Below are 21,182 nucleotides of genomic sequence, written 5' to 3' on the forward strand. Positions count from 1 at the left end.
TTGTTAATGCTTGCTCAAGCTATCAAGGCTTTCCTTTTCCTGTTTGCTTAAACTATCGTAACCTGTAGCTGATATCTTATCTAAGATCCTGTCTATCTCATCCTGATGTGGTACGCCGGCAACAGCTTTTTTTGCCGAAAAATTGGTGCTTACCACTTTTAGTTTAGGCTTAGGTGCAAACAGTTTGGTGATGCCCCCTACCCAATCATTACCACGTTGCAACTGCTTAATATAAATGAAACCCATAAGCGCGCCACCAAGGTGAGCAATTTCTCCACCTGCGTTGGCGCCTGCTATGCCTATAAAATCTATCACTATGTAAAATATAGCCAGCCATTTTAATTTAACCGGACCTATCAAAAACAGTTGGATGGCATAATTGGGCAGCAGCGTAGCGGTGGCAATGATTATAGCCATAACACTGGCTGATGCCCCAACAACGGTGGCGTTAGCTGCAGCATCTATCCTGGTAAATCCGGGTATTAAGTTGTACGCAGCTACAAACAGTAAACCGCCTGCCAAGCCGCCGAAGATATATAATCCGATAGTGCGTTTATTACCAAGGTATTCTTCAAATATCTGCCCCATCCAATACAGCCAAAGCATGTTAAACAGGATGTGAAAAAAACCCGCATGCATAAACATGTAAGTGAAGGGCGTCCAAAAGCGATGGGTAAGTTTAGGTAATGAGGCGGGTAACAAAAGATACTCATTGGCGTAGTACATTATCGTATCATCGCCCATGTTATTGGCAAGTTTCCAGATCACCGAGACAATGTTAACCGCCAGAAAAAGTATAACGTTTACGCCAATTAGCAGGCTTAACCTGCTATGCGATTTCAACATTTTGTATTGGATGTCCTGCCAAAGCGTACTCATAACCTACTCCACTATTATATACAATTAAACCATTATCAATAGAAATTGTTGGGGCGCTTTATATTCCATAACTTAATTAGCAGGAAGCCAAACAAAGCCCCGCCCAGGTGTGCAAAGTGGGCTACATTATCGCCTGCAAACCTGCCTATACCAGAGAACAGCTCTATGGCCACATAACCGATAACTACGTATTTGGCTTTTATAGGGATCGGTATAAAGATGATCATCATCTCCAGGTTTGGGTAAAGCATTGCAAAAGCCACCAATACCCCAAATATAGAACCCGATGCACCAACCATTGGCATATTTACCAGGGTATATAATTTTTGGGCAACTTCCTGACCGCCTCCGTACTGAAAGTAAGATGCTTCTACACCTGCATTTGGTACAGAGAACGAGCCTGTGATAGCATGTATCTGGATAGCCTGTACAGCCATGTACAATACGTAGCCGCCCAGGCCGGTGATGAAATAGTAATTGAAAAATCTTTTAGAACCTAAAGCGTATTCAAGCAATGGCCCAAAAGAGAACAAGGCAAACATATTGAAAAAGATGTGTGATAACCCGCCATGCATAAACATGTAGGTTATGGGCTGCCAGGGTTTAAAAGAAGGCGAAGCGGGATAATATGCAGCGAATAAAGCCTCCATATCAATTACTTTTGCTAAAGCATATGTTGCTATAAAAAAGATGATATTTATAATGATGAGGTTCTTTACAACCGGCGTTAAATTGGCAAATGGTGATTGCATCCTTTATTTATTATTGTAATTATGGTTTAAGCATCGCTGCTATTTTTCAAATCGTTCGGCAAGTTCTGCAAGTGTTACCGTGCTGATAACCGGCTTGCCGTTTAGGGCAAGATTTGGCATCTGGCAAGCAAAAAGCTGATCTACCAGTTGGTTCATCTCTTCCATAGATAGCTTTGTGCCGGCTTTCATGGCGCCATTGCGGGCAAGCGAACGTGCCAGGTTATCACGCTTATCTAACTTTAGGATGGCCAGGTTGTTTTTAAAACCTTCCAATAACTGCTCAAGCAATTCGTGTTCGTTAGCATTGGTAAGGTCGGCAGGTATCCCCTCAACTACAACGGTGTTACGACCAAACTCGCGTATATCAAAACCCAACGCGCGTATATCAGGTAACAGTTCTTTCAATAACTCAAAATCGGCGCTGTTTAGTGTAACCGACTGCGGGAATAAACTTTGCTGGCTAACACCCGAGTGGTTTTGCAATTGCTGTAAAAAACGCTCGTACAAGATACGCTCATGCGCTGCCTGTTGACTTATCAGCATAAAGCCTGATTTTATCTGCGAAAGTATATACCTGTTATGCACCTGGAAGAATTGCTTTTCGCTGTTTTTAGTTACATCCTGCTCGTTAACTGCCATAGTAGCCGCTTCCTGATGTAATTCATGCTGTTGCGTTTCTTCCTTTTTGGCTATTTCGTAAAGCGTATCCCAGTTACGCGGGATGGCTGTACGGTGATCACTTACGCCGGTACTTCTATAAGACGCAGTTTCGCGCTCGTTCGTTTTCTTTTCTGTAGCGAAAGGATTAAAATCCGGATTAAAAGCAATGCTCGGCTGCTTAATCTCCTCAAAAGGTTTTGGGGTGATAAGGTGACCGATGCTATTCTCCTGGTCAAAATCAAGCGTTGGTGTGATATTATATTTTCCTAACGAACGCTTTACCGCAGAGCGAATAATTGCATAGATAGATTTCTCATCCTGGTACTTGATCTCCGTTTTTGTAGGATGCACATTGATATCGATCTTGGCCGGATCAATGTCAATAAATAATACATACAGCGGATAAGTATCATCGGGCAATAATTCCTGGAAAGCTATCAGTACCGCATGGTTAAGATAATTATCCTTTATAAACCGGTTGTTTACGAAAAAGAACTGTTCGCCTCGGGTTTTACGCGCAAATTCGGGTTTGCCAACAAAGCCGTGCAGTTTTATGATGGTTGTATCCTCCTCAACCGGCACTAATCGCTGGTTATAGTTATTACCAAACAAGTGTACAATACGCTGCTTAAGCGATGCCGCGGGCAAATGGTAAACTTCCTGCCCGTCATGGTGCAGGGTTAAAAATATCTGCGGATTGGCCAACGCCACACGCTGAAACTCATCAATGATATGACGCATCTCCACCGGGTTACTTTTTAAAAAGTTACGGCGGGCAGGGGTGTTGTAAAATAGGTTTTTAACCGAAATGGAGGTGCCCGTAGGCGCTGAGCAAGCTTCCTGACTGATCACTTCCGATCCTTCTGTCAGGATACATGTTCCTAACTCATCTTCATGGCGGCGGGTCTTCAATTCAACCTGTGCAATAGCCGCGATAGATGCCATTGCCTCTCCCCTGAAACCCATGGTACGGATGGCAAAAAGGTCTTCAGCCTTGCGGATCTTCGATGTGGCATGGCGCTCAAAGCACATACGCGCATCAGTTAGGCTCATGCCGCAGCCATTATCAATTACCTGCATCAGGGCCTTACCTGCATCTTTTAAGATCAGCTGAATTTTATCGGCACCGGCATCTATAGCGTTCTCTATCAATTCTTTTACTGCCGATGCTGGTCGTTGCACCACCTCACCTGCGGCTATCTGGTTGGCAACGGCATCCGGTAAAAGCTGAATTATATCTGGCATTAAAAAATCTTCCCTTCTCTGTTCGGCCTCTCCCTGCCCTCTCCAAAGGAAAGGGTTAAAAAGGTATAGCCCGTCTCCTTTGGAGAGGGGTTTGGGGCGAGGCTTTCTTTAACCACCTTTTCAGGTGCTAAATTAATTATTTGATTGCATAACTTTACGGTTACATAGTTGTATATACTATTTGTGTTGACAATATTTACATCCGCCTGTTTATCAATATGAAGAAACCTCTCCTCGCAATACTATTGCTTGCAGCCGCTTGCAAACCCAAAAAGGAATATAACGCCGACCTGCTCATCAAAAATGCTGTTGTTTACACCGTCGATAGTACTTTTTCTACTGCAAATGCATTTGTAGTGAGCAATGGCAAGATACAGGCAGTTGGTAACATAGACTCGCTTGAAGATAAATACGTGGCACGCGAGGTGATAGATGCGCAGGGCAAAGCGGTTTATCCGGGGTTTATTGATGCTCACGCACATTTTATGGAGTATGGGCTGGGCTTGCAATACGCAAATTTAGTAGGTCTTAAAAGCTGGCAGGCCACATTGGATACCGTTAAAAATTATGCTACCCATAGAACAGAAGGCTGGATAGTTGGATGGGGCTGGGACCAAAACACCTGGGCAAACAAAGCATTCCCTAACAAGGCAAAGCTAGATTCGCTATTCCCTGTACGCCCGGTTATTTTGAATCGAGTTGACGGCCATGCAGCTATTGCAAACGAGGCGGCGTTGAATATAGCGGGTGTTAAGCCCGGACAAAAAATTATAGGTGGCGCCATTGAAACCATCAATGGCAAGCTAACAGGCATTTTGGTGGATAACGCCGTTGGTATTGTTACCCGCAAAATACCTACGCCAACCGAGCCGATGATACAGGCTGCCCTGCTGGATGCGCAAAAGAACTGCTTTGCTGTAGGCTTAACCACTATTGATGATTGCGGCGTTCCTTACCAGCTTATAAATGTAATTGCGCAACTTCAGCACAAAGGCGACCTTAAGATGCGCCTGTACCTGATGCTGGCAGATCAACCAGAAAATTATGATTACTTGTTTAAACGTGGTGCCTATAAAACACCAGGTTTAAATGTACGCGCCTTTAAGGTTTATGCCGATGGCGCTTTGGGTTCGCGCGGGGCCTGTTTGCTGAAACCATATACCGACCAACCTAAATGGAACGGATTTTTGTTGAGCCAAAAAACACATTTTGAAGAGGTTGCTAAAAAAATTGCCGAACATGGTTTCCAGATGGCAACACACGCCATTGGGGATTCTGCCAACCGGGTCATCTTAAAGATATATGCAGAGAACCTGAAAGGTAAGAATGATAAACGCTGGAGAATTGAGCATGCGCAGATCATTTCACCGGAGGATGTTAAGCTGTTTGGCGATTACAACATCATACCGTCTGTACAGCCTACACACGCTACATCAGACATGGCATGGGCAATCAAACGCCTCGGTGCTGATCGGCTTAAAACGGCTTATGCCTACAAAAATCTGCTTAAGCAAAATGGATGGATACCGCTGGGTACCGATTTCCCGGTTGAAAATATAAATCCTATGTACACGTTTTATGCTGCAGTCGAACGGAAGGATCTAAAGGGCCAGCCGGATGGGGGATTTCAAATGGAGAATGCCCTTGACCGCCAGGAAGCCCTGCGCGGCATGACCATATGGGCAGCCAAAGCAAATTTTGAAGAGAAGGAAAAGGGCAGTATTGAGCCGGGCAAATTTGCCGACTTCGTTATCCTCGACCAGGATATCATGAAAGCCAGGGGCAGCGAGTTGCCAAAAATTAAAGTGTTAAAAACGTTTGTAAATGGTGTTAAGGTTTATGAGAAAAAATAAGCGCGGTTTATACTTAACTGCACTGTTCGGGTTAATTTTAGTTCATTCGGCTTGTGCGCAGCCACAGCCATTTACCGGAAAAGCATATGTAAATGAACAGCGGTCTGCAGAGCAGGCCACCGTGTTGCTTAACAACGAAAAGAATATTATTCCACTACGTAACCTGGATAACAACAGGATAGCGAGCATCCATTTCTCTACAGCTTATGCCGTTGGCTTTGACAGCCTTTTAAACAAGTATGCCAAAGTTGATGTGATAAATGGAAACGATTACATGGGTGCCAAACCGCTTGATATGCTGGTACAGGACACCAAGTTTTATCAAACGCTTATCCTCCAACTTACCGACGCTGAATTGAGTAATCCGCAGATCATCCAGTTCATCAAAAATAATCAGAAAATGAAGGATGTGGTGATATCATTCATTGGTAACAGCGCTTCACTTGTTCAACTGAATGATATTACAGCTCCTGTTATCTGGTCGGCAAGGGTATCACCTGTTTCGGCTTTATTTAGCGCACAGGCCATATTTGGCGGTGTTTCGATAACGCAAAGGCTCACTAAAAGCTATTCGCCTAAATATGCTGCTAATACGGGCTTTATTACTTCAAAAGTTCGTTTGCAATACACTGTACCGGAAGATGCCGGTATTAATGCCGATAACCTGAACAGCGCCATAGATGCCATCGCCCGCGAGGCCATTGCGCAGCGTGCTACGCCAGGCTGTGTAGTATTAGTGGCCAAGGATGGAAAGGTGATCTTCAATAAAGCATATGGCTACCACATGTATGACAATGGTATACAGGATAAGATAACTGATATATTCGATGTTGCATCCATGACTAAAATATCGGCTACCACGATGGAGGCCATGCAATTGTACGATCAGGGTAAACTAAACCTCGACTCAACCATCGGCAGTTATATGCCTATAGCCCGCAACACTAATAAAAAAACTTTATCTGTCCGCGAAATATTAGAACACCAGGCAGGCCTTATACCGGATATTAAAACCTTTGAAGTTGTAAAACCTACTGACCATACCGTTGACTCATCTGCAGCTTTCCCAACTAAAGTAAACGAGGGTTATTACCTGCGAAGAAATTATTTCGAGGATGTGATGCTGCCGGCAATGTTAACCTCGCCGGTAAAAACCCGCGGCCAATATGTGTACAGTGATGTAGGTTTGATATTCGCGCAGCAAATAGTTGAAACTATTACATCAACCCCGCTTAACCTTTACGTACAAAAGAAATTTTATGATCCGCTTGGCATGCAAACCGCTGGTTTTTTGCCGCTAATGCGTTTCCCGGCTGTACGAATTGCGCCAACAGAAGATGACAGGAAAGACCGTAAAGCACTGCTTGACGGCTACGTACATGACCCAACTGCAGCTTTAATGGGCGGCGTTGCCGGGCACGCAGGCCTATTTGCCAGCGCAAACGATATAGCCATCCTTTATCAGATGATGCTTAACCGCGGCACCTACGGCGGTGTCCAATATATTAAACCGGAAACGGTTGACCTATGGACTTCGAAACAATCCGCGGTTAGTCGCCGTGGTATTGGCTTTGACCGCTGGGATCCAATTGCCGACAGGCATTACCCATCAAAACTGGCATCAGACCAAACTTACGGCCATACCGGTTTTACAGGCACTTGCATTTGGGTAGATCCTAAATATAACCTGGTGTATGTTTTCTTATCCAACCGTGTTTATCCTAATGTGGGTAACAAACTTGGTAGTTTAAACATACGCCCGCGCATACAGGATGCAGTTTACGAGGCAATACAGAAAGGAATGTAGCATCGTGAACATAGCATGATGAAAGGGTGGCTTACAAGAGGCCACCCTTTTTTTTGCAATCAAAAAGAGTGCGTTGCAATAGAAGTTCGCTTTGATGTTTTTTTAATAAGAATTTGCAAACTTTCAGATCCTGAAACAAGTTCAGGACGACGATAGGATCAATCGTTCGTCCTTCTATTCAGTAGCCAATACCAGGCGAGGTTAAAGGCGATCACACCGTGATTAAAAAGCGTCGGTACCAAACCGTAATGTCTTTTCATGATATCAAAACGCTCCAGCAGGCTTTGGCGGTGTTTGGCTTTTGACATACCTCCTACCAAGTATTTGGCAACGTAGCCTTCAACCTTTACGATCTTCTTTGCGTTCTTTGCTGCTTTGATGATCCAGTCAATGTCAGCGCTGAGCTGATATTTTGGATCGTATGGTTCTACCAAGGAGCGCTTAATGTAAATTGCCTGATGGCTAACGCTCATACCATATTTAAAACTTCGCCAGTTAAACTTTTCAGGAGCTTTGTGTCGGCGGCGGCCAAGGCTTTGGCGCTCGTCACTAACCATTTCGGTTTCGCCGTAGTAAATGTCGGCATCAGGCGAAGCAGCAAATACTTTAGCAACTGTGTTGGTGTCATAAAACTCATCGCCCGAGTTCATGAAGATAATGTAGTCGCCTGTGGCTAACACAAGCCCCTTATTCATGGCATCATAAATGCCTTTGTCTTTTTCGCTGATAAGTTTGGCTAACTTGTCTTCGTATTTTTTAACTACATCCAACGTCCCATCGTTTGATGCGCCATCGATAACAATATACTCGATATCCGGATAGGTTTGATTCAAAACAGATAGCATAGTTCGTTCAATATCGCGAACATTGTTATATACAATGGTTATAACCGAAAGTACGGGCTGTTTCATCCGTTTACGGGCTTTAATACTGATTGGTAAAGGGAGATATACTGACCGGCAACCTTCTCGTTATTAAAAACACGTTTCACTTTGTAGCGTGCCGCAGATGAATATTTGTCCCACTCATGGGTGTTAAGCAACATTTGCAGGCCGGTTGCCAGATCTGATGATGATTTAAATTCAGCAAGGTAGCCATTGGTCCAGTGATCTACCAGGTCAGGAATGCCGCCGGTATTGAAGGCGACCACGGGCGTTCCGCAGGCCATAGCTTCCATAATCATATTGGGCAGGTTATCTTCTACCGAAGGCGAAATGAAAACATCAGCAAGGCTGTAGATCTCTGCCAGGTCTGATGGAGATGTAATCGTATTCAGTTGGTGCACCGGGAATGGTAGCGTTGAAGTATCGAAATGCTTGTTTTTTCCAAAGATCACAATCTCCACACGCTCATCAGCAGATAAAGCTTTTAAATGATCTAAAGCTTCCACCAGGAAATTTATCCCTTTACGGCGGTCATTAATATTAGCGGCACCGAACAAGATCACTTTAGCGCTATCGGTTACTTTCCACTTGGCACGCATGGCTGCTTTATCTTTAGGCGAGAATACTTCCGTATCAATAGGATTAGGGATAGCCTCAATCATAAAACCTTTAAGCAGGCTGCTTTTCATGGCTACCTCGCCCAACCAATGGCTGCAGGTTACGATAGATAGATTTTTCGCCTGCTCGAACAAACTACTTTTACGCAGCCATCCGCTATGCGACAGGTCGTCATCCTGTGGATCACGCAGGAAATAGCAATTGCCGCACTGGTTTTTAAAGTGGTTACAAGGGCCTGCATAATGGCAGCCACCGGTAAAGGCCCACATATCGTGGAGCGTCCAAACCACTGGTTTATTTAACGCAAGAAGTTTTTTAAGATCTTGTACAGAAAGGAAGCCGGAGTTTGTCCAGTGAATGTGTATAACATCCGCCTGTTTGATCACATCATCCTTGGTTATATCGGTACCGACGTTTGCAGTTGAGAATGCAAAGCGTACAGCCTTCTCGCGTTCGTCAAATAAAATATACGGTATCCGTTCTAATAAAAAATTGAACCGAGCTTTCAGCTTTCCAAAAAAGCTTTGGTTAACGCCATGTACATGTTCGGCCTGGCGACGCTTTTCCTGCACCACCATGGTTGCCTCAATGCCATGTTGCCTAAGGGCGTTAAGCAAGCGCATGCAGGCCTCTGCTGCGCCCCCGCCTGCATCAGATGTATTTATGAGTGCAACCTTCATTTCCCGCGGCAAGTATAATGATACTAAATATAAAAATTTTACTTTTGATTGCTTCATTTGTGTTTAAATGAAGTTTAAGTACCACCGACAAACAAATGGGTTTTTTCAGCTACATATTCCAGGATTGGAAAGTCAATCGCGGCAACGTGAAGGGCCGGTTGGTGCTAACCATGTTCAGGCTGGTGAATGCCATTAACACATATACCCTCACCAAGATCATCTTTTTCCCTTACCTGATATTTTACCGCTTTTTTGTAGAATGGACGTTAGGCGTTGAACTGCCGCGTAAACTTACCATCGGGCCTAACTTTGTTTTCTATCACGGTCAGGGCCTTGTTGTTAATAACAAAGTAGTCATCGGCGAGAATTGCGTGCTACGGAATGGCGTTGTAATAGGCCACAAAAAAATGGCAGACGGTTCGCTTAGCGGTTGCCCGCGTTTGGGTGATAATGTTGATGTTGGCGCCAACGTTTGTATAATCGGCGACATTGTAATCGGTAACAACGTAACTATTGGTGCGGGTACCGTTGTAGTAAAAAGCATACCTGATAATAGCGTAGCGGTTGGGAACCCGGCGCGGGTATTGAATAACAGGGTAGAAAGCCCTATTGAAAGCATCTGATGGATAATAATTTACTTACCGACCGCCCTTTTTGGAAATCGTTTTGGGAATCGCGCAAAGGGTTGATCTTTAAGATCAAGCCTAATTATGTTTTTGGCGATATACTGGGCAAGATCATCAAGGCAAAGGGCATCAAAAATGCCATTGAGTTAGGGGGCTTCCCGGGGTATTATTCCATTTATCTAAAAAAATATCAGCATCTTAGAACTACGCTGCTGGATTATTTTATCCATCAGGAACTGATAGATCAACTGCTTACCGTCAATGACCTTAAGCCCGGCGATATCGATATCATCGAAACCGATCTGTTTACTTATGAGCCTAAAGAGAAGTTTGATATGGTGCTGTCTTTTGGGTTGATAGAGCATTTTAATGATACGCAATTCATCATCAAAGAACACCTTAAGTTTTTAAAGCCCGGCGGAACCTTATTTATAACGCTGCCTAACTTTAAAGCTGTTAACGGTTGGGTTCAAAAAAACTTCGACAAAGAAAATTACGACAAGCACAACATCAGTAGTATGAACCTTAACTTGCTGCGCGATAGCTGCAAAGCCTTGGGTTTAAAGGATATTGAAACTTATTACCACGGCAAGTTTACCGTTTGGCTGGAAAATAAATCAGAACAATCGGCCATTGCCAAAGGGGTTGTTAAAGCGATATGGATTGTTGGTAAGGTTTTTACTAAAATTATACCCGTAGATAGTAAAGCGTTGTCGCCGTATATAGTGGTAAAGGCGACTTTATAATCATTGGGTCATTCGCTGCGCTGTCATTGAGTCATTGCTTTCAAGTGTTATGTAATTGCAATGACATGGTTTATGAAATGAGCACAAAAAAAGCCGGAACATCAACTGTTCCGGCTTTTAATTTATTCAGGAGAACCGATTATTTAACTTCTTCGAAGTCAACATCAGTTACGTTATCGGCACTGCCGCCCTGTTCTCCGCCTTGAGGCTGGCCTGCATCAGCACCCGGCTGTTGGCCTGCTTCAGCAGAAGCTTTGTACATATCTTCAGAAGCTGCTGTCCAAGCAGTGTTCAGCTCTGTTTGTGCTGTTTCTATTTCTTCTAAGTTTTTAGATGAGTAAGCAGCTTTCAGTTTTTCCAAACCGGCTTCGATAGGCGCTTTTTTATCAGCAGGTATCTTGTCACCGTATTCTTTCAACTGTTTCTCGGTAGAGAAGATCAAAGCATCAGCACTGTTCAGTTTTTCAACTTCTTCTTTTGCTTTTTTATCGGCATCAGCGTTGGCTTCAGCTTCATCTTTCATTTTCTTGATCTCAGCATCAGTTAAGCCTGAAGATGCTTCGATACGGATCTTTTGCTCTTTACCGGTAGCTTTATCTTTTGCCGATACGTGTAATATACCGTTAGCATCAATATCGAAGGTTACTTCAATTTGAGGCACACCGCGTGGTGCTGGGGGTATCCCGTCCAGGTGGAAACGGCCTATGGTGCGGTTAGCAGATGCCATTGGGCGCTCACCTTGTAATATATGGATCTCTACTGATGGCTGGCTGTCAGACGCAGTTGAGAACGTTTCAGATTTTTTTGTTGGGATGGTAGTGTTAGATTCTATCAGTTTGGTCATCACACCGCCCATGGTTTCGATACCTAATGATAGCGGGGTAACGTCTAACAATAACACATCTTTTACTTCACCGGTTAATACACCACCTTGTATAGCAGCACCAATAGCTACTACCTCATCAGGGTTAACACCTTTTGAAGGCGCTTTACCGAAGAATTTTTGTACTGCATCCTGTATAGCAGGGATACGTGTTGAACCACCAACCAGGATGATCTCGTCGATATCCGAAGCGCTGTAGCCTGCGTTTTTCAAAGCAGTTTTACAAGGGTCGATAGTACGTTTGATCAGGCTATCAGCTAATTGCTCAAATTTTGCACGGGTTAAAGTTTTAACCAGGTGTTTTGGGCCTTCGGCACCTGCAGTAATGTATGGCAGGTTAATTTCAGTTTGAGTAGAGCTTGATAACTCGATCTTAGCTTTTTCGGCAGCTTCTTTAAGGCGTTGTAAAGCCATAGGGTCTTTACGCAGGTCTACGCCTTCGTCGCTTTTAAATTCGTCAGCCATCCAGTCGATGATCACCTGGTCAAAGTCATCACCGCCTAAGTGAGTATCACCATCGGTTGATTTTACTTCAAACACGCCATCACCTAACTCCAGTACAGAAACGTCATGTGTACCACCACCGCAGTCAAACACAACAATTTTCATGTCTTTATGTGCTTTATCCAAACCGTAGGCAAGGGCAGCAGCAGTAGGCTCGTTGATGATACGGCGTACTTTTAGGCCTGCAATTTCACCGGCTTCTTTAGTAGCCTGGCGCTGTGCATCATTAAAGTATGCAGGTACGGTGATAACCGCTTCAGTAACTTCAGATCCAATAAAGTCTTCTGCTGTTTTCTTCATTTTCTGAAGTATCATGGCAGAGATCTCTTGCGGAGTATATTTACGGTCGCCGATTTCAACACGTGGAGTGTTGTTGTCGCCCTTTACAACTTTGTAAGGCACACGACCAACTTCATTAGTAACCTCGTTAAACTGGTTACCCATAAAGCGTTTGATTGAATAGATAGTTTTTGTAGGGTTTGTAATAGCCTGGCGTTTAGCAGGATCACCTACCTTACGCTCACCATCGTTAACAAAAGCTACAACGGATGGCGTAGTACGTTTACCCTCACTGTTTGCAATAACTACAGGCTCGTTACCTTCCATTACTGCAACGCAGGAGTTGGTTGTTCCTAAGTCAATTCCAATTATTTTAGACATATTATGATGATTGATATTTTATTGATTAATGTTTTGTTTCTACCACTATTTATCAATGCTTGTGCCAATATTATTTTGGCAGAAAATCAAATAATTTAGTGTCAGTAAGTGTACAATCAGTCAGGCAGTGATTACTTTTCGGTGACAGGTTGGCAGGGAGAAAGGAAGAGATTAGTTAACTTGTGATTAGAGATTAGGTATGACCATGTATTTAAGCTCTTTCAAAACATTACTTACTCAATTGAAGTCTTGCCTCTACCATATAATTAACTAATCACCAATTTAATCTCCTGTTTATAATTTGGTTCAATTAAAACGCTATCTTAGAGCTATAAACTATAGACCATTTTGAACATGAAGAGAAAATTATTTACAACCATCTTACTATCATGCTTTGTAGCAGTTTGTATTGCTGCAGCAGTTTTTGCAGACATTAACGGCAAATGGAGCGGCACCATCAGCACGCCAGATGGTAACGCCCTTGATGTATCTTATAATTTTAAAGTTAATGGTGATAAATTGACAGGTACAGCCACATCACAGATGGGCGAGATTGCTATTGATAACGGTAAAGTGATGGGCGACGATTTTACCTTCAGCGTAAACGTTTCCGGTACGGATTACCCACACAAAGGAAAAGCATATGCAGACTCTTGTGCTATGGACATTGATTTTGGTGGCAGCAAATCTCATTTTGTACTTAAACGCGCAAAATAATCTTAACCATATTATAATTTAATTAAGCCCTGCCAACCCGGCGGGGCTTTTGTTCGTAATGCTGTTTAGTAAAGCACATTTTTGTGCTTTAATGTAGCTAACAAGTTTTACCTTTGCGCCCATGTTGCAACGCATAACCGCTTACTTATTGATTGTAGCGCTGGTATCGGCCAACTTCTCGCGTTTTTTTATCTACGCGGGTTTTGAGCTGAACCGTAATTACATTGCGACAAAGCTTTGCGAGAACCGTAACAAACCTCAGCTGCATTGTAATGGCAAATGCTATTTCATGAAGAAATTAAAGCAGGCCGAAGAAAACAAAAGCACAGAGGAGCGCCAGGCACAAAAGAACCTTTTTCAGGAAGCCTTCTACAATCAGGCTAATAAGGTTACTTTTTACAATGTGCTGCTATCGGTTATCAAAGTCCCAAATCACCGCATTGCTTTGCCGCAACAGATCCGTGACATCTATCAGCCGCCCCGGCTCGCATAAAAAAGTATAATTCATTTTACAGGTTACAGTTTTGACGCATCCTTTAAAGGCTTGCGCAACCGTGCATTTGCACCCGACTGTATTTTTCTACTTGATGCCTGTTTACGCAGGCTATCGAACACTTTTTTATGAAACTCTCTACATTATTATATACCATAATACTGTGTATGGTTAGTGCATTTTCTTTTGCACAAAATAACCTGCATGGTACCGTTACCGATGCCCGTACCCATGAACCTTTGGCGGGCGTAATGATAAGCAACACTGCTACCGGTGCTGTATTAACCACTACAAATAACAAAGGTAAATTTGAAATTAAGGCTAAAAACGTTTCTTCCCTGCGATTTGCCATGGTTGGCTTTACCCCGCAGATAATCGATATCGCAGATGGTAAAGCCATTGATGTAATGATGGAGCCATCCACTATCGACCTGCAGCAGGTAGTAGTATCTGCCAGCCGCGAAAGGCAGGCAAGGCAGGATGCGCCCATCGCCATTAGCAAAATAAACGCTACCCAGATCCACGATACCAAAGCCACTGCACTTTATCAGCTACTGAACAAGGTAACCGGTGTTTACATGGTCGACCTCGGTAACGAGCAGCACACTATGGCTATTCGCCAACCTATCACTTATAATGCGCTTTATCTTTATATGGAAGATGGTCTGCCTATTCGTCCTACGGGCATTTTCAATCACAACTCACTATACGAAATAAATATGAGCGGTGTACGCGATATTGAAGTGATCAAAGGCCCGGCCTCTTCTCTATATGGAAGTAATGCTGTAGGCGGTGCGGTCAATTTCATAACGCAAGGGCCGCCCGCAGGTTATGCAGGTAATATTTCCTTACAAGGTGATAACTACCATTACCGCAGGGTTGATGCAGATGGTGGTTTCAGCAGTGGTAAGTTTGGTTTGTACGTAGGCGGCTATCTGGCCCGCCAACGTAATGGCTGGCAGGATTACACTGACTTTGATAAACGCAGCGGCAATTTTAAAACAACTTATGATTTTGATGCCAACACCCGCTTAACCACCTCGCTGGCTTATAATTATTTGAATACCCAAACACCGGGCAGTTTAGATAGCGCCAAATTTTACAGCAGAAAGTACGGTGCAAATCAGCGCTTCACTTATCGCGAGGTAAAAGCCCTGCGCGCCAATACACGTTTAGATCATAAGTGGAATGATAAGAGCAATACTTTCTTTACGCTATTCTATCGCAACAATTCAACCGGCCAGTTACCAAGCTATTTTATTTCTGACGTAAGGGATAATGCCGGCAACTATGTAAGCTCAAACGGGCAGGAGAATAACCAAAGCTTCCACAGCATTGGCATATTAACCCAGCACCGCCAGGACTTCGATTTCCTGCATTCGAGGTTGATAATAGGTGCGTACATGGATAACAGCCCGAGCTCTTACTATGCCAAATATCTCGACATTCAGAAAGATGTGGCGAATAATTTCTACACAGGATATACCAATACTGGCAAGTATATTGACAACTACCGCATTAAATTATTCAACACCGCTGCATACACACAGTACGAGATCAAGCCAACTGATGCCTTACGAATAGTTATGGGTTTACGTTACGACAGGATCCATTATAATTTTACTAACGGCATCACCAGTGGTAGTAAATACAAGCAGCAGGAAACGAACGACTTTAATATTGTAGCTCCTAAATTGGGCTTAACCTATAATTTTGGTAACAACAAAGGTTTGTACGCAAATTACAGCGTTGGCTTTCAGCCACCAGAGACAGGAGACCTTTACAGCGCCCGCCAGCTAACTCCTCTTAAACAGGCAACATTTAACAATTACGAAGCAGGCGGCTGGTTTGCTGCCTTTGATAAAAAGTTATACCTGGAACTATCGGTTTATGACCTGGAAGGCCGTAATGAGATCATCAGCCAGTTGCTGCCCGATAATACTACTCAGAATCAAAACGCCGGTGCTACCCGGCATCGCGGTGTGGAATACTCCATAGCTTTTGCGCCGGTTAAAGAGCTGGCTTTTCGTTTCAGCGGTACCAATGCATGGCATACCTACCGCGATTACAGCGAAGTAAGAGCCAATTATGCGACGGGGACAAACACCGTACTGGTATACAACGGCAACCGCATGGCTAATGCACCAAACTGGATAGCAAACAGCGAGATCACTTACAAACCAGCTTATCTAAACGGTTTCCGCATTTCCGGAGAGTGGCAACACATTGGTTCATATTTTACCAATCCTGCTAATACCAAAACCTATGGCGGGTATGATCTTTTTAACGCCCGTACCGGCTTTGACGTAAAAGGCGGGCCGCTTAAAGGTTGCGGTATTTGGTTTAACGTGCTTAACTTAACCAATAAGCTGTATGCAACAACGGTTACCAGTAACCAATATGGCGATACCTATAACGCTGCGCCGCCGAGGGTGTATTCGTTAGGTATCAGCTACTCATTTGCAAAATATTAAGAGATGGCAACTGCAAAACAAAACTTTTATAAATGGCATAGGATATTGGGCTTAATAGCCCTTATCCCTGTCATGATGTGGACGCTAAGCGGCCTTTCGCACCCGTTCATGTCAAACTGGTTTAGGCCTACCATTGCCAGAGAAATTTATAAATCGCAGCCTCTGCAGGTAAAGCCAGCCTTATCGCTTAAGCAGGTGCTGGATAAGAATAAGGTGCCCGGTTTCATTAATTTTGGTACAATAACTTATCAAGAACAACCCTATTACCAGGTGATGGGTATGGATAGTACGTACCAATACTATTCGGCTAACACGGGTGACGTGTTGGCTAATGGCGACAGGCTTTACGCTACTTATCTCGCAAGATATTTCACGCAGGATAGTACATCCAAAATTACAAGCATCACTATCCAAAAAGCTTTTGATGCCGAGTATCAGCCGATAAACCATCTGTTGCCGGTTTGGAAAATTTCATTTGACCGCCCTGATGGAATGGATGTATACATCGAAACCGGCCAGAGCCGTATGGGCACCTTTAATAACAACACCCGCAAAGCAATGCTGGTTGTGTTTGAACAATTGCATACATGGCAGTTCCTGGCTGCTATAGCCGGTGAGCAGTTCAGGGTAGTAGTGTTATTGATTATCGTTGGGATAATGCTGTTATCCCTCATATCGGGGCTTACGGTTTATGGTTTATTCTGGAAAAAATTTAAGACAGCCACTGAGAACCGCCGCCGCGATAAACGTAAAGACACCCGATTTGTGCATCGTTTTCACAGGCAGTTAGGTTTAGCCGTGTCGTTGGTTATGTTTACTTTTACTGTCAGCGGGGCATTTCACCTGTACGTTAAACTGGCTAATGACAGGCATGCCGCCAAGGCGGGCATCAGGCAAATGGTGAAAACAGCTCAACTGAAAACATCCAATCTTTCTCTACCTGTTGAGGATAGCCTGGTTAAAAACGTCGGATTAGTTCAATTTTACGGACGAACCTTTTATCAGTTAAATGGCACCAAAAAGCAAGTGCGATATTTCGATGTGGACAACGGTGCTGAACTTGAGAATGGTGATGCCATGTATGCCAACTACCTTGCATCCTATTACGGTGCCGAGCCGGAAAAGAATGCTGATGGTAAGGTTAAGACAACCCAGATACGTGAATTTACAAATGAGTACGGTTTCATCAATAAACGTTTGCCGGTGCAGCAAATAAGCTATCCCCATGGCGAAAACTGGTATGTTGAAACTACAACCTCCCAGTTGGCTGCAAAGGTTGCCGGTATAGACAGGGCGGAAGGGTTATCGTTCATATTTTTACACAAATACTTTGGCATGGCCTGGGCGGGCAAAAACGTGCGGGATATTGCCAGCATGTTAGCAGCGTTGGGCGTTTTGGTTGTGTCGGTATTTGGCTTTATTGGATTTTTAAAAAACAGATAATTATGAGAAGATACATTTTGATCTTAGCCGTAACAGCGGCAGCGTTGAGCATCACTGCGTGTAATTCATCATCACAAAAAGATGCAAAGGCCACAGAGGCTGCAAAGCCTAAAGGCAAATACTATTGCACTATGCATCCTGATGTAACATCAGATAAACCGGGCACCTGCAGCAAATGCGGCATGGAACTGGTTGAGCGCGATACGACCAAGTAATCCGCGATCCGGTTGACTGACGCGTTCTACGATACGCTTGATCACCCTCTCTGCTACAAGCAGCAAAGAGGGTAAAAGAAAACTCCTTACCCTCTTTTCGCACAGCGAAGAGAGGGTCGACGAGCGAAGCGATGTCGGGGTGAGTCAATTTTTGACTTTCCCCTTACCCTTCACATTTCTCCTGATCGTAACTTTATCAAAAATAAAAAGCTTATGAACGTTGAGATATGGTCTGATGTGATGTGCCCTTTCTGTTATATCGGCAAACGCCGTTTTGAAGAGGCGTTGCAACAGTTTCCGCATAAAGATAAAGTTGAGGTTGAATGGAAAAGTTTTCAGCTAAACCCTGATCTGAAAACAGATCTCAGCGTTAGCCACACACAATACCTTGCCCAAATAAAAGGCTGGACAGAAGATTATGTGCATCAAATGGACCAGCATGTTACCCAAATGGCGGCAGAAGTTGGCTTAACCTACAACTTATCAAACGCCGTGGTGGCAAACAGTTTTAAAGCTCACCGGTTTGGCCACCTGGCTAAACAACATGGTTTAGGCGATGCTGCCGAAGAAGCACTTTTCAAAGCCTATTTTACTGATAGCAAAAATACCGATGATGATGCTACGCTTATTGAGCTTGGCGTTTCCATTGGCCTCGATGCTGAATTGGTAAAACAAACGCTTGCATCAGATGCCTTTGCCGACAAAGTTAGGAGGGATATTAATGAAGCGCAGCAACTTGGCATACGCGGCGTTCCGTTTTTTGTAATGAATGATAAGTATGCGGTATCAGGCGCACAGCCTGCACCGGTGTTTACGCAAACCCTTGAGAAAGCTTACGAAGAATGGGGACAGCAACGTAGCGCGTTTGAAGTGGTAGATGGACCAGTATGCGGCCCTGATGGTAACTGTTGATTTGCACAAAATATTCTTACCTTAACATTAACTTTAGGCAGTGATCTTTCGTAATAGATCATTAAGTCTTAAAAACCTTGCTGCGCAGTGTAAATGTTAAGTGTATGAAAAAAATTTACTGTCAAATATTATTGGCTACAACTTTGTTTGTGGCCTTTAGCAGTTGCAAAATGGATCCGCCTGTGTTGCCGGCCAACTTAATACCTATAACAGATGGCCCTAAAGTAACAGATCCGGGCACGGGTACTAACCCAGGCACACCAGAACCGGTAAATAGCATAGGTTTACCAATCGGCGGCACAAACACCATCAGGATACAACTTAACAGTGCCACAGGTATACAAACTTTTAATCAGGTAATGTATAACGATGTTTCGGGCATACTTGATTTTGTTGGTTTACTTAATTCTGACACCATCACTTTCTCCTATGTAGGTGATAAAACCGGAACGTTTGATCTACTGCTGTTCAGCTACCTTGACTATAGCCTGCCTCCCGGCGAGACAGGTAAGGTAGAGGTAACAGTATCAACCATGGATCAATATTCAAAGGGCACAATTAAAGGTGGCTTTACTGCGGACGTTGTAAATAGCAGTGGTCATAAAGAATCTATCAGAGGTTCGTTCAACATAAAACAATAATCCCGAAGCAAACACAATTCCTAATAAGGATAATAGCTATATTTGTGTAACATTTACACATCGTATTGAGCGCAGTATTACCAACTTATAAATTTTCGAGAACAACGCTACGTGCAATAGTTGGCGTAATGTTCTTTATGACCGGGCTTTGTTTTGCCAGTTGGGCATCGCGTATAGCGACTATACAACAAACGCTTAAACTTAGTGATGCCGCATTAGGCGGTGTTTTGTTTTCGCTTCCGGTTGGGTTGATCTGCTCACTTCCATTTTCCGGTTGGATAATTACCCGCATAGGCAGCCGTAATTTGTTAATTGCTTCGCTTACCATTTACTGCATTACGTTGTCGGTGTTAGGACTTTGCACCAATACTATTCAATTAATTTGCTGCTTATTGTTGTTTGGCTTTGCCAGCAATGCGGTCAATATATCTGTAAACACCCAAGCCGTTGCTGCTGAGGAAATGTATGGCAGGCCTATCTTAGCCTCATTTCATGGCCTATGGAGCCTGGCAGGGTTTACCGGTGCAGCCATAGGTACTTTTATGATTGGCCGCGGCATTGTACCACTGCATCATTTCGTGATGATCATGCTGGTGGTGTTGCTAACCATTGTAGCGACCTCAAGATTCCTTAAGTTTGATAAGCCCGCAAGTGCAGGACCGGCATTTGTAATGCCTGATAAATCGCTTATTAAACTCGGGCTTATCGCATTCTGTTCTATGATCTGCGAAGGTGCAATGTTCGATTGGAGCGTTATTTATTTTAAAAAGGTAGTGCTCGCGCCTCAAGAAATTATGGGCTTGGGTTACACTGCCTTTATGTTTACCATGGCAACAGGGCGTTTTGTAGCCGACAGCTTTTCGCACAGGTTTGGCTTAAAGCGAACCCTGCAATTGAGCGGTATGCTTACGGCAACAGGCTTGGCCATTGCTGTTATCTTCCCACATATTTACACCGCTTTGGGTGGATTTTTACTGGTAGGCTTTGGCGTATCATCTGTAGTACCGTTAGTTTACAGTGCTGCAGGTAAGTCAAAAACCATGTCGCCGGGTGTTGCTATTGCGGCGGTATCTACCATAGCCTTTATGGGCTTTTTGGTTGGCCCCCCGGTAATCGGCTTTATCGCAGGTGCGTTTTCGCTACGCGCATCTTTTACGCTAATTGCCTTAATGGGCGTTTGCGTAACCGCATTTTCCACCAAAGCTAAAATTTAAGCTATTCCTCGTTAAGTTCCTCGGCGCTTGGGTTAAGCACGTACTCAAAGTTCTCGTATCCGTTGTGGAAGATAAACTTTAAACGCTCGGGAGGTAAATTAATGTCCAGTGCTAATGCAGCAAGTGTTGCCGGTAAGTTATCCCTTATCAATTTCAGATCGCTCACATGCGGCATCTCAACATGTATCTCATTTCCTTCGGCTTTTATCTCCCAGCCTTTTAAGTTGGCTGCTTGCAATATATCTATCCATTTTTGCTGGTAGGCACTCATCATTA

The 21,182-nt window shown here is 43.8% G+C and carries 19 protein-coding genes; 12 read left to right on the plus strand and 7 right to left on the minus strand.

Annotated elements, in window-relative coordinates; genetic code table 11:
* Positions 1 to 3: 3 nt before the first annotated feature.
* Genes FPZ42_RS03335 through mutL form a run of 3 tightly spaced genes read right to left on the minus strand, consistent with a single transcriptional unit; the run spans position 4 to position 3,536 of the window.
* Positions 4 to 879 (minus strand): rhomboid family protein, encoded by an 876-nt coding sequence (locus FPZ42_RS03335; RefSeq protein ID WP_146269057.1) that lies wholly within the window; start codon positions 877 to 879, stop codon positions 4 to 6.
* 35 nt (positions 880 to 914) lie between these two features.
* Positions 915 to 1,631, minus strand: coding sequence for a rhomboid family intramembrane serine protease (locus FPZ42_RS03340; protein ID WP_146269058.1), 717 nt, complete (start codon positions 1,629 to 1,631; stop codon positions 915 to 917).
* Between the two features lie 39 nt (positions 1,632 to 1,670).
* A complete protein-coding gene (gene mutL, locus FPZ42_RS03345) occupies positions 1,671 to 3,536 on the minus strand; it encodes a DNA mismatch repair endonuclease MutL (protein ID WP_146269059.1) in 1,866 nt (621 codons plus the stop codon).
* A gap of 218 nt (positions 3,537 to 3,754) precedes the next feature.
* Between mutL and FPZ42_RS03350 the strand changes: the two genes are divergently transcribed.
* Both FPZ42_RS03350 and FPZ42_RS03355 read left to right on the plus strand, forming a co-directional pair.
* The gene (locus FPZ42_RS03350) at positions 3,755 to 5,389 is read left to right on the plus strand and encodes an amidohydrolase (RefSeq protein WP_146269060.1); all 1,635 of its coding nucleotides are present in this window, start codon (positions 3,755 to 3,757) and stop codon (positions 5,387 to 5,389) included.
* Entirely contained in the window at positions 5,376 to 7,196 is a 1,821-nt protein-coding gene (locus tag FPZ42_RS03355; RefSeq protein WP_146269061.1) for a serine hydrolase domain-containing protein, read from the plus strand. Before FPZ42_RS03350 ends, FPZ42_RS03355 begins: the two co-directional genes overlap by 14 nt.
* 158 nt (positions 7,197 to 7,354) lie before the next feature.
* Here FPZ42_RS03355 and FPZ42_RS03360 read toward each other — a convergent pair whose 3' ends face one another.
* Together FPZ42_RS03360 and FPZ42_RS03365 are read right to left on the minus strand one after the other, a co-directional pair.
* Complete coding sequence (locus FPZ42_RS03360) at positions 7,355 to 8,107, minus strand: glycosyltransferase family 2 protein (protein WP_146269062.1); 753 nt, start codon at positions 8,105 to 8,107, stop codon at positions 7,355 to 7,357.
* Positions 8,104 to 9,435, minus strand: coding sequence for a glycosyltransferase family 4 protein (locus FPZ42_RS03365; protein ID WP_146269063.1), 1,332 nt, complete (start codon positions 9,433 to 9,435; stop codon positions 8,104 to 8,106). Before FPZ42_RS03365 ends, FPZ42_RS03360 begins: the two co-directional genes overlap by 4 nt.
* A gap of 38 nt (positions 9,436 to 9,473) precedes the next feature.
* On the opposite strand from FPZ42_RS03365, the gene FPZ42_RS03370 reads away from it, so the two are divergent.
* Both FPZ42_RS03370 and FPZ42_RS03375 read left to right on the plus strand, forming a co-directional pair.
* Positions 9,474 to 10,001 (plus strand): serine acetyltransferase, encoded by a 528-nt coding sequence (locus tag FPZ42_RS03370; RefSeq protein ID WP_146269064.1) that lies wholly within the window; start codon positions 9,474 to 9,476, stop codon positions 9,999 to 10,001.
* Positions 10,001 to 10,750 (plus strand): class I SAM-dependent methyltransferase, encoded by a 750-nt coding sequence (locus tag FPZ42_RS03375; protein ID WP_146269065.1) that lies wholly within the window; start codon positions 10,001 to 10,003, stop codon positions 10,748 to 10,750. Before FPZ42_RS03370 ends, FPZ42_RS03375 begins: the two co-directional genes overlap by 1 nt.
* Before the next feature lie 139 nt (positions 10,751 to 10,889).
* Here the strand turns inward: FPZ42_RS03375 and dnaK are convergent, their stop codons facing one another.
* Positions 10,890 to 12,797, minus strand: coding sequence for a molecular chaperone DnaK (gene dnaK, locus FPZ42_RS03380; RefSeq protein WP_146269066.1), 1,908 nt, complete (start codon positions 12,795 to 12,797; stop codon positions 10,890 to 10,892).
* A 354-nt stretch (positions 12,798 to 13,151) separates the two neighbouring features.
* On the opposite strand from dnaK, the gene FPZ42_RS03385 reads away from it, so the two are divergent.
* The 8 genes from FPZ42_RS03385 to FPZ42_RS03420 all read left to right on the plus strand — a co-directional run bounded on the left by FPZ42_RS03385 (position 13,152) and on the right by FPZ42_RS03420 (position 20,906).
* A complete protein-coding gene (locus tag FPZ42_RS03385) occupies positions 13,152 to 13,514 on the plus strand; it encodes a glycoside hydrolase (RefSeq protein ID WP_146269067.1) in 363 nt (120 codons plus the stop codon).
* A gap of 121 nt (positions 13,515 to 13,635) precedes the next feature.
* On the plus strand, positions 13,636 to 14,007 hold the full coding sequence (locus FPZ42_RS03390) for a hypothetical protein (RefSeq protein ID WP_146269068.1): 372 nt from the start codon (positions 13,636 to 13,638) through the stop codon (positions 14,005 to 14,007).
* A 128-nt stretch (positions 14,008 to 14,135) separates the two neighbouring features.
* On the plus strand, positions 14,136 to 16,481 hold the full coding sequence (locus tag FPZ42_RS03395) for a TonB-dependent receptor (protein ID WP_146269069.1): 2,346 nt from the start codon (positions 14,136 to 14,138) through the stop codon (positions 16,479 to 16,481).
* A 3-nt stretch (positions 16,482 to 16,484) separates the two neighbouring features.
* Positions 16,485 to 17,924, plus strand: a complete 1,440-nt coding sequence (locus tag FPZ42_RS03400; protein WP_146269070.1) for a PepSY domain-containing protein — start codon at positions 16,485 to 16,487, stop codon at positions 17,922 to 17,924.
* Between the two features lie 2 nt (positions 17,925 to 17,926).
* The gene (locus FPZ42_RS03405) at positions 17,927 to 18,139 is read left to right on the plus strand and encodes a heavy metal-binding domain-containing protein (RefSeq protein ID WP_146269071.1); all 213 of its coding nucleotides are present in this window, start codon (positions 17,927 to 17,929) and stop codon (positions 18,137 to 18,139) included.
* 213 nt (positions 18,140 to 18,352) lie between these two features.
* Positions 18,353 to 19,051, plus strand: coding sequence for a DsbA family oxidoreductase (locus FPZ42_RS03410; protein ID WP_146269072.1), 699 nt, complete (start codon positions 18,353 to 18,355; stop codon positions 19,049 to 19,051).
* Positions 19,052 to 19,155: 104 nt separating this feature from the next.
* Complete coding sequence (locus FPZ42_RS03415; RefSeq protein WP_146269073.1) at positions 19,156 to 19,692, plus strand: hypothetical protein; 537 nt, start codon at positions 19,156 to 19,158, stop codon at positions 19,690 to 19,692.
* Between the two features lie 65 nt (positions 19,693 to 19,757).
* A complete protein-coding gene (locus FPZ42_RS03420; RefSeq protein ID WP_261382212.1) occupies positions 19,758 to 20,906 on the plus strand; it encodes an MFS transporter in 1,149 nt (382 codons plus the stop codon).
* Between the two features lies 1 nt (position 20,907).
* On the opposite strand, the gene FPZ42_RS03425 is transcribed toward FPZ42_RS03420, so the two are convergent.
* Positions 20,908 to 21,180, minus strand: a complete 273-nt coding sequence (locus FPZ42_RS03425; protein ID WP_146269074.1) for a hypothetical protein — start codon at positions 21,178 to 21,180, stop codon at positions 20,908 to 20,910.
* Positions 21,181 to 21,182: the final 2 nt, after the last annotated feature.

Origin of the sequence: Mucilaginibacter achroorhodeus (genome assembly GCF_007846095.1) — a bacterium.
In the GTDB taxonomy this organism is placed as follows: domain Bacteria; phylum Bacteroidota; class Bacteroidia; order Sphingobacteriales; family Sphingobacteriaceae; genus Mucilaginibacter; species Mucilaginibacter achroorhodeus.

Bases quoted from the DNA above. Each gene is read 5' to 3' on its own strand.
- FPZ42_RS03335 (WP_146269057.1), bottom strand. From the start codon at position 879: ATGAGTACGCTTTGGCAGGACATCCAATACAAAATGTTGAAATCGCAT.
- FPZ42_RS03340 (WP_146269058.1), bottom strand. From the start codon at position 1,631: ATGCAATCACCATTTGCCAATTTAACGCCGGTTGTAAAGAACCTCATC.
- mutL (WP_146269059.1), bottom strand. From the start codon at position 3,536: ATGCCAGATATAATTCAGCTTTTACCGGATGCCGTTGCCAACCAGATA.
- FPZ42_RS03350 (WP_146269060.1), top strand. From the start codon at position 3,755: ATGAAGAAACCTCTCCTCGCAATACTATTGCTTGCAGCCGCTTGCAAA.
- FPZ42_RS03355 (WP_146269061.1), top strand. From the start codon at position 5,376: ATGAGAAAAAATAAGCGCGGTTTATACTTAACTGCACTGTTCGGGTTA.
- FPZ42_RS03360 (WP_146269062.1), bottom strand. From the start codon at position 8,107: ATGAAACAGCCCGTACTTTCGGTTATAACCATTGTATATAACAATGTT.
- FPZ42_RS03365 (WP_146269063.1), bottom strand. From the start codon at position 9,435: ATGAAGCAATCAAAAGTAAAATTTTTATATTTAGTATCATTATACTTG.
- FPZ42_RS03370 (WP_146269064.1), top strand. From the start codon at position 9,474: ATGGGTTTTTTCAGCTACATATTCCAGGATTGGAAAGTCAATCGCGGC.
- FPZ42_RS03375 (WP_146269065.1), top strand. From the start codon at position 10,001: ATGGATAATAATTTACTTACCGACCGCCCTTTTTGGAAATCGTTTTGG.
- dnaK (WP_146269066.1), bottom strand. From the start codon at position 12,797: ATGTCTAAAATAATTGGAATTGACTTAGGAACAACCAACTCCTGCGTT.
- FPZ42_RS03385 (WP_146269067.1), top strand. From the start codon at position 13,152: ATGAAGAGAAAATTATTTACAACCATCTTACTATCATGCTTTGTAGCA.
- FPZ42_RS03390 (WP_146269068.1), top strand. From the start codon at position 13,636: ATGTTGCAACGCATAACCGCTTACTTATTGATTGTAGCGCTGGTATCG.
- FPZ42_RS03395 (WP_146269069.1), top strand. From the start codon at position 14,136: ATGAAACTCTCTACATTATTATATACCATAATACTGTGTATGGTTAGT.
- FPZ42_RS03400 (WP_146269070.1), top strand. From the start codon at position 16,485: ATGGCAACTGCAAAACAAAACTTTTATAAATGGCATAGGATATTGGGC.
- FPZ42_RS03405 (WP_146269071.1), top strand. From the start codon at position 17,927: ATGAGAAGATACATTTTGATCTTAGCCGTAACAGCGGCAGCGTTGAGC.
- FPZ42_RS03410 (WP_146269072.1), top strand. From the start codon at position 18,353: ATGAACGTTGAGATATGGTCTGATGTGATGTGCCCTTTCTGTTATATC.
- FPZ42_RS03415 (WP_146269073.1), top strand. From the start codon at position 19,156: ATGAAAAAAATTTACTGTCAAATATTATTGGCTACAACTTTGTTTGTG.
- FPZ42_RS03425 (WP_146269074.1), bottom strand. From the start codon at position 21,180: ATGATGAGTGCCTACCAGCAAAAATGGATAGATATATTGCAAGCAGCC.